Annotated in this window: 1 protein-coding gene; it reads right to left on the bottom strand. The window is 72.6% G+C overall.

The genetic code is table 11. The features are described 5' to 3' along the window. Window positions 1-19: 19 nt before the first annotated feature. Window positions 20-7270: an SDR family NAD(P)-dependent oxidoreductase gene (locus AC068Z_RS20615; protein ID WP_478557249.1), complete on the bottom strand. Its 7251-nt coding sequence runs from the start codon at window positions 7268-7270 to the stop codon at window positions 20-22. Between the last annotated feature and the right edge of the window lie 11 nt (window positions 7271-7281).

Here is a 7281-nt window from a genome sequence, read left to right on the forward strand (position 1 = left end):
TCAAGTCGGTGGATGGGTGTCACATGCGCTCGGGAAGTTCCCGCAGCCAGGCGTCGACGGCACGGGCGGTGTCCGCCGCGTGCGCCGCCTCCATCAGCGTGAAGTGGTCGCCCGGCACCTCCACGGCGGTGTGCTCGTAGCCCCACTCGGCACGCCGCCGCGAACCCTCGGGGCCGAGCGAGTCGGCCGCCCGGACCAACAGCGTGGGAGCCGCCAACTCCGCCTGGTGGAAGTCCAGGTAGAGATAGCGGGCGCGGGCGGTGACCCAGGCGTCGCCCCAGCTCTCGCCCTGATGATCGCTCTCCCCGACCCGGTCCATCAGCCCGCTCAGCACACTGGCCGCCCACGGGTCGACGTCGAAACCACCGGCCGTGTCCCACCAGTGCGTGTCGATCATCACCAGCGCGGCCGGACCCGAGTCCGTCTCTTCCAGGTGCCGGGCGACGGCGCTCGCGATCAGACCACCACTGGAGTAGCCGAGCAGGCCGTACGGCTCGTCCCCCGCGTTCTGTCGGATCGCCTCCGCCAGCGTGCGCACCAGGGCGTCCAGGTCGGCCGGGATCGGCTCTCCGGTCATGAACCCCGGCAGGGAGAGGGCGGAGACGGTACGGCTGTCGCCGAGCGCGGCGGCGAAGGACAGGTACTGGTAAACGCTGGGCTTCCAGGCGAACGTCGGGAAGCAGATCAGCTGAGGCGACCGGCCGCCCCGGGCCAGCGGGGTGAGCTGCGGCAGCTTCGCCAGCTCGGCCGGGCCGGTGAAGGACTCACGGAAGTCGGCCGCCGTCCGCAGCACGGTACTGATCTCCGTGAACCGGCCCTCACGGCAGGCCTTGACGAAGATCCCGCTGAGCGAGTCGGGATCCATGGCCCGCGCCTCCACGGGCGCCGCGGGCACCACCTCGCCGCCCTCGACCTCCGTGGACAGATACCGGGCCAGCGCCTCCGGCGTCCGGTGCTCGAAGATCAGCGTCGCGGGCAGCGCCAGACCGGTGACGGCGCCGAGCCGGTTCCGCAGCTCGACGGCGGTAAGCGAGTCGAAGCCCAGGGAGGAGAACTCACGCGCCATGTCCAGCGCGGCGGCGTCGGCGTGACCGAGTACGGCGGCGACATGGCTGCGGACCAACTCCCCCAGCACCTGCTCCCGGCCCGCCCGGTCCAGTCCGGTGAGCCGTTTGGCGAGCCCCGAGGCCGACTCGACCACCTCGTTGGCCGCGGTCCCGCGCCGCCGCCGGGCGGACGTGACCAACTCCCGCAGGAAAGGCGGTACATGCTGAGCGGCACGGTCACGCAATCCCGCCGGATCGAGCGCGGCGGCAACCGTCACAGCGCCGTCCACACCGGTGGCCGCGTCGAACACGGCCAGCCCGCGCTCCGTGCTGAGCGGCAGCATCCCGCCCTGGGCCATCCGCGCCTGCTCCTGTTCCCCGAGGTTGCTGGTCAGGGCACTGGTCTCGGCCCAGAAGCCCCAGGCGAGGGAGGTGGCGGGCAGGCCTTGGGCTCGGCGGTGGTGGGCGAGGGCGTCGAGGAAGGTGTTGGCGGCGGCGTAGTTGGCCTGTCCGGCGCCGCCGAAGACGCCGGAGGCGGAGGAGTACAGCGCGAACAGGGCCAGATCGTGGTCGCGGGTGAGCTCGTCGAGGTGGAGGGCGGCTTGGGCCTTCGGTCGCCAGACCGTGGTGAGCTGCTCGGGGGTGAGGGCGGTGATGAGGCCGTCGGCGAGGACTCCGGCGGTATGGACGACGCCCGTCAGATCGCGGCCGTGGAGGAGGGCGGCGAGCTGCTCGCGGTCGGAGACGTCACAGGCGGCGACGGTCACCGCGACGCCCAATTGCTCAAGCTCAGCAACGAGTTCGGGGGCGCCCGGTGCGTCGGGTCCCTGGCGGCTGGTGAGCAGCAGATGCCGTATCCCGTGCTGAGTGGCGAGGTGACGGGCGACGAGGGAGCCCAGGGTGCCGGTGCCGCCGGTGATCAACACCGTGCCGTCCGGGTCGAGGGGGCGCGGCATGGTGAGCACGACCTTGCCGGTGTGCCGGGCCTGGCTCATGAACCGGAACGCCTCCCGGGCCCTGCGCACATCCCACGCCCGCACCGGAAGCGGCACGAGAGCACCGGACGCGAACAGGCCCATCAGCTCGCCGAGGATCTCCTGGATGCGGTCAGCACCCGCCTCGCTCAACTCGAAGGCGGTGTACTGGACATCGCCGACCTGGTCCGCTTCCCGGATGTCGGTCTTGCCCAGCTCCAGGAAGCGGCCACCGGAGGTCAACAAGTCGAGGGATGCGTCGACGTATTCGCGGGCCAGGGAGTTGAGGACCACGTTCACGCCCGCGTCGGCGAAGGCCTCGCGGAAGCTCAAGTCGCGGGAGGAGGCAATCTGTTCGTCGGGGAGGCCGAGGCCTCGCAGCACATCCCACTTCCCGGGACTGGCCGTGGCGAGAACCGTGGCGCCGAAGTGCTTCGCGAGCTGGATCGCCGCCATGCCTACGCCGCCGGCACCCGCGTGGACCAGCACAGTGTCGCCCTGCTGGACCGAGCCGAGATCGACCAGGCCGTAATAGGCGGTGAGGAACACCACCGGTACGGCAGCCGCCTGCTCGAACGACCAGCCCTCCGGGATCGGGACCACGAGCCGGGCGTCCGTCACCACCCGAGGGCCGAAACCCTCCGTCATCAGGCCCGTGACCCGGTCGCCGGGGGCGATGCCGGTGACGTCCGCGCCGACTTCGAGCACCACCCCGGCCGCCTCGCTGCCGAGGATCGGGCGGCCCGGGTACAGGCCCAAGGTCAGCAGCACATCGCGGAAGTTGACGCCGGCGGCGCGGACGGCGACCCGGATCTCGCCGGGTGCGAGGGGGGCCTCCACCTCGGGGGCGGGTACGAGGGTGAGTCCGTCCGGGGTGCCGTCGCCCGTGGCGTCCAGGCGCCAGGCATCGGCGCCGACGGGCGGCACCAGGGAGCCGCCCTCGGCGCCGGGCCGCACCAGCCGGGGCACGAGGGTCTGTCCGCCGCGCACCGCGACCTGGCCCTCGCCGGAGTCCAGCGCGGCCGTGACAGCAGCAGGAAGCAACTCGGCGTCTGTGCCACCCGGTTGCTCCGCCGGGTCCAGGTCGACCAGGAGGAACCGGCCCGGGTGCTCCGACTGAGCCGAGCGGATCAGGCCCCACACCGGAGCGGTGGCAAGGTCGGTCAGAGAGTCGTCGCCGCCTGCCGGTACCGCGCCCCTGGTGACGAAGACCAGCTGGGAGTCGGCCAGCGCCTCGTCCGCCAGCCACTCCTGGACGGTGGCGAGGACGCGGGCCGTCGTCTCCTCGGCGGCGCCCGGCTCCTCGGCGGCACGGGGGGCCTCAGCGGCGCCCGGCTCCTCTGCGGCGCCCAGCTTCTCGCCCGTCACCGCGATCAGCGTGACCTGCGGGGCGGGCACACCCCACTCCAGAACGCCCCGGACACCGGCCACGTCCAGATAGGCGTCGACCGCCAGACCCGCGCCCTGGACCGCCGCGCCCAGACCGTACGGATCGTCCCCGACCACGGCCCAGGTGGCGTGGCGCACGGCCTCGGGGTCGCAGGGTACGGGGGTCCAGTGGACCCGGAACATGTCGTTGGTACGCGGTGCGCGGGCAGCAGCCAGCTGGGCCGCCGTCACCGGGCGCACGAGCAGCGAGTCGACGCAGGCGACCGGCGCTCCTGCGCTGTCGGCGAGGTCGACCCGGACGGCGTCGGAACTCTCGGCACGGAGCCGGACGCGCAGCCGGTCGGCGCCGGTGGCGAAGAGGGTCACTCCGGTCCAGGCGAAGGGCAGGCGCAGGGCCCGCGCCTCCTCCGGTGCGGCGGGTTCGGCCGGGGCGCAGCCGTGGGCGTGCAGGGCGGCGTCCAGCAGTGCCGGGTGCAGCCCGAAGCGGGCCGCGTCGCCCTTCTGCTTCTCGGGGAGCACGACCTCGGCGAAGATGTCGGCGCCGCGCCGCCAGACCGCCCGCAGACCCTGGAAGGCGGGCCCGTAGCCGTAGCCCGCCTCGGCTGCGGCGCCGTAGAAGCCGGAGACGTCGACGGCTTCGGCAGCGGTCGGAGGCCACACCTCGGTGAACGGCGGTGGCGCGGGCGGCTGTTCGGGCAGGAGGGTGCCCTCCGCGTGCAAGGTCCACTCCTCGGCGGAAGCGGAAGCGGATCCGTCAGGCGCCTCGGACCGGGAGTGGATGGTGAGGGCGCGGTGCCCGGATCCGTCGGGGAGATCCACGAAGACCTGCACCTGTACGGCGCCCTGCTCGGGGAGGATCAGGGGTGCCTGGAGGGTGAGTTCGGTGAGATGGCCGCAGCCGACCTCGTCTCCGGCGCGGACGGCGAGTTCGACGAAGGCGGTGCCCGGGAGGAGGACGGTGCCTGCGACGGTGTGGTCCGCCAGCCAGGGATGCGTGCGCAGGGAGAGCCTGCCGGTCAGCATGACCCCGCCGTCGACGGCGAGGCTTGCGGCAGCGCCAAGCAGGGGGTGATCGGCCGCCGTGAGACCGGCGCCGCTGACGTCGGCCGCGTCGGTGCCCGATTCCAGCCAGTAGCGGCGGTGTTGGAAGGCGTACGTCGGCAGGTCGACGCGGGTGACGGGGCGTCCCGCGTATACGACGGACCAGTCGATGTCGGTCCCGTGGACCCAGAGTTCGGCGGCGCTCGCGACGAGGCGGGCGTTCTCGTCCTCGTCCCTTCGCAGGGTGCCGACGACGGTGACCGGCTTCTCGCTCGCCTCGGCAATGGCCTGAACTCCCATGGTCAGCACCGGGTGGGCGCTGACCTCGATCAGACAGGCGTGTCCGTCGTCGAGCGCGGTCGTGATCGCCTCGGTGAACCGGACTGGGTGGCGCAGACCCTCGTACCAGTACGAGGCGTCCATCGTCGCGGTGTCCAACACCCCGCCCGTCACCGTGGAGATGATCGGGGTTCGGGAGGTCTGCGGCTTCACCGGAGCGAGGGCGTCGAGCAGCTTGGCCTTGATGTCCTCGACCTGCGCGGAGTGCGAGGCGTAGTCCACCGGAACCCTGCGGGCGCGCACACCGGCCGTCTCCGCCACGTCGGCGATCTCGTCCAGCGCCTCCGGGTCACCGGCGACAACCGTGGCCTCCGGGCCGTTGTAGACCGCCACCGCGACGCGATCGCCGTACGGCTCAACCCACGCCGACACCTGTTCCGGACCGGTCGCCAGCGACAACATGCCACCGCGGCCGGCGAGTTCATCGCGGATGGCCGCCGACCGCAGTGCCACGACCCGAGCCGCGTCCTCCAAGCTCAGCGCGCCCACGACCGCCGCAGCCGCGATCTCCCCCTGCGAATGCCCGATCACCGCAGCCGGTGCAACCCCGAGCGACTCCCACACCGCCGCCAGCGACACCATCACCGCCCACAGCACCGGCTGGATCACATCCACCCGGCCCATCCACGCGTCGTCCTCGCCCCGCAGCACCTCCGTCAACGACCAGTCGACAAAGGGCCCAAGAGCGGTCTCGCACTCCACGATCCGCGCCGCGAACACCGGCGAGGACTCCAGCAACCCCCGCCCCATCCCCAACCACTGCGCGCCCTGACCCGGGAAGACAAACACCACACTCGCCCCGGCGCCCCCCGCCGCGCCCGTCACGACGTTCGGCGCGACGCCGCCGGAGGCCACCGCCCGTACGCCGGTGAGCAGCTCGTCCGCTTCCGAACCCCACACCGCCGCACGCTGGTTCAGCGCGGCGCGAGTGGTGAGGAGGCTCCAACCGGTGTCCAGGGGGTCGGTGTCAGCCACCGTGTCCGCGAGGCGTTCCGCCTGGGCGGTCAGCGCGTCGGCCGTGCGGGCGGAGATCAGCCAGGGGAGGACCGGGGAGCCGGAGAGCGGGCCGTCGCCCTGGACGGGCTCGGGGGCCGGCGGTTCCGGCGCCTGCTCCAGGACCACATGGGCGTTAGTCCCGGAGATCCCGAACGAGGAGACGGCGGCCCGGCGCGGTCGGTCGTCGAGTGTCGTCCACTCGCGGGCCTCGGTGAGGAGCGCGACCTGGCCCGCCGTCCAGTCCACGTGCGGGGTGGGCTCGTCGACGTGCAGAGTGCGCGGCAGAACGCCCGCCCGCAGGGCCATCACCATCTTGATGACACCGGCGACACCGGCAGCGGCCTGGGTGTGTCCGATGTTCGACTTCACCGAGCCCAGCCAGAGCGGGCTCTCCGCGTCCCGCCCTTGCCCATAGGTGGCCAGCAGCGCCTGCGCCTCGATCGGATCACCCAGCGTCGTCCCCGTACCGTGCGCCTCCACCGCGTCCACCTCGGCGGCCGAGAGTCCGGCGGCGGCCAGCGCCTGGCGGATGACGCGTTGCTGGGACGGGCCGTTGGGGGCGGTGAGGCCGTTGGAGGCGCCGTCCTGGTTGACGGCGGAGCCGCGGACCACGGCGAGGACAGGGTGGCCGTTGCGGACGGCGTCGGTGAGCCGTTCGACCACGAGGAGGCCGACGCCCTCCGCCGGACCGAAGCCGTCGGCGGCACCCGCGAACGCCTTGCAGCGGCCGTCCGCCGCCAGTCCGCGCTGGCGGCCGAACTCCACGAAGGTCGCGGGCGTCGGCATGACGGTGACCCCGCCCGCGAGTGCCAGGGTGCACTCGCCCTTGCCGAGCGCCTGGATCGCCAGGTGCAGCGCGACGAGGGACGACGAGCACGCCGTGTCGACGGAGACGGCCGGGCCTTCCAGGCCGAGGGTGTAGGCGACGCGGCCGGAGGCCACGCTGACGGCGTTTCCGGTGCTGATGTAGCCCTCGAGGCCGTCCGGGACGCTGTTCAGCCGTGTCACGTACTCGGAGGACGGGGCGCCGACGAACACGCCCGTAGGGGTGGAGCGCAACGTGTGCGGGTCGATGCCCGCGCGCTCGACGGCCTCCCAGGACGCTTCGAGCAGCAGCCGCTGTTGCGGGTCCATCGCCAGCGCCTCGCGCGGCGAGATCCCGAACAGCTCGGCGTCGAAGTCTCCGACGGAGTCGAGGAAGCCGCCGGCCGTCACGTAGGTCTTGCCCTCGGCCTCCGGGTCCGGGTCGTAGAGGCCGTCCAGGTCCCAGTCGCGGTCTGCGGGGAAAGGGCCGATGGCGTCCTCGCCGGACAGCACCAGTCGCCACAGGTCCTCCGGCGAGGCCACGCCGCCGGGGTAGCGGCAGGCCATGCCGACGATCGCGATGGGGGGCTGCTCCTCCAACTGCTTGATACGACGGCGGGCCTGGCGGAGGTCGGCAGTCGCCCGCTTGAGGTAGTCGCGGAGTTTCTGCTCGTTGTTCATCGAGAGGCTCC

The organism is Streptomyces sp. NPDC043726, from assembly GCF_056436565.1.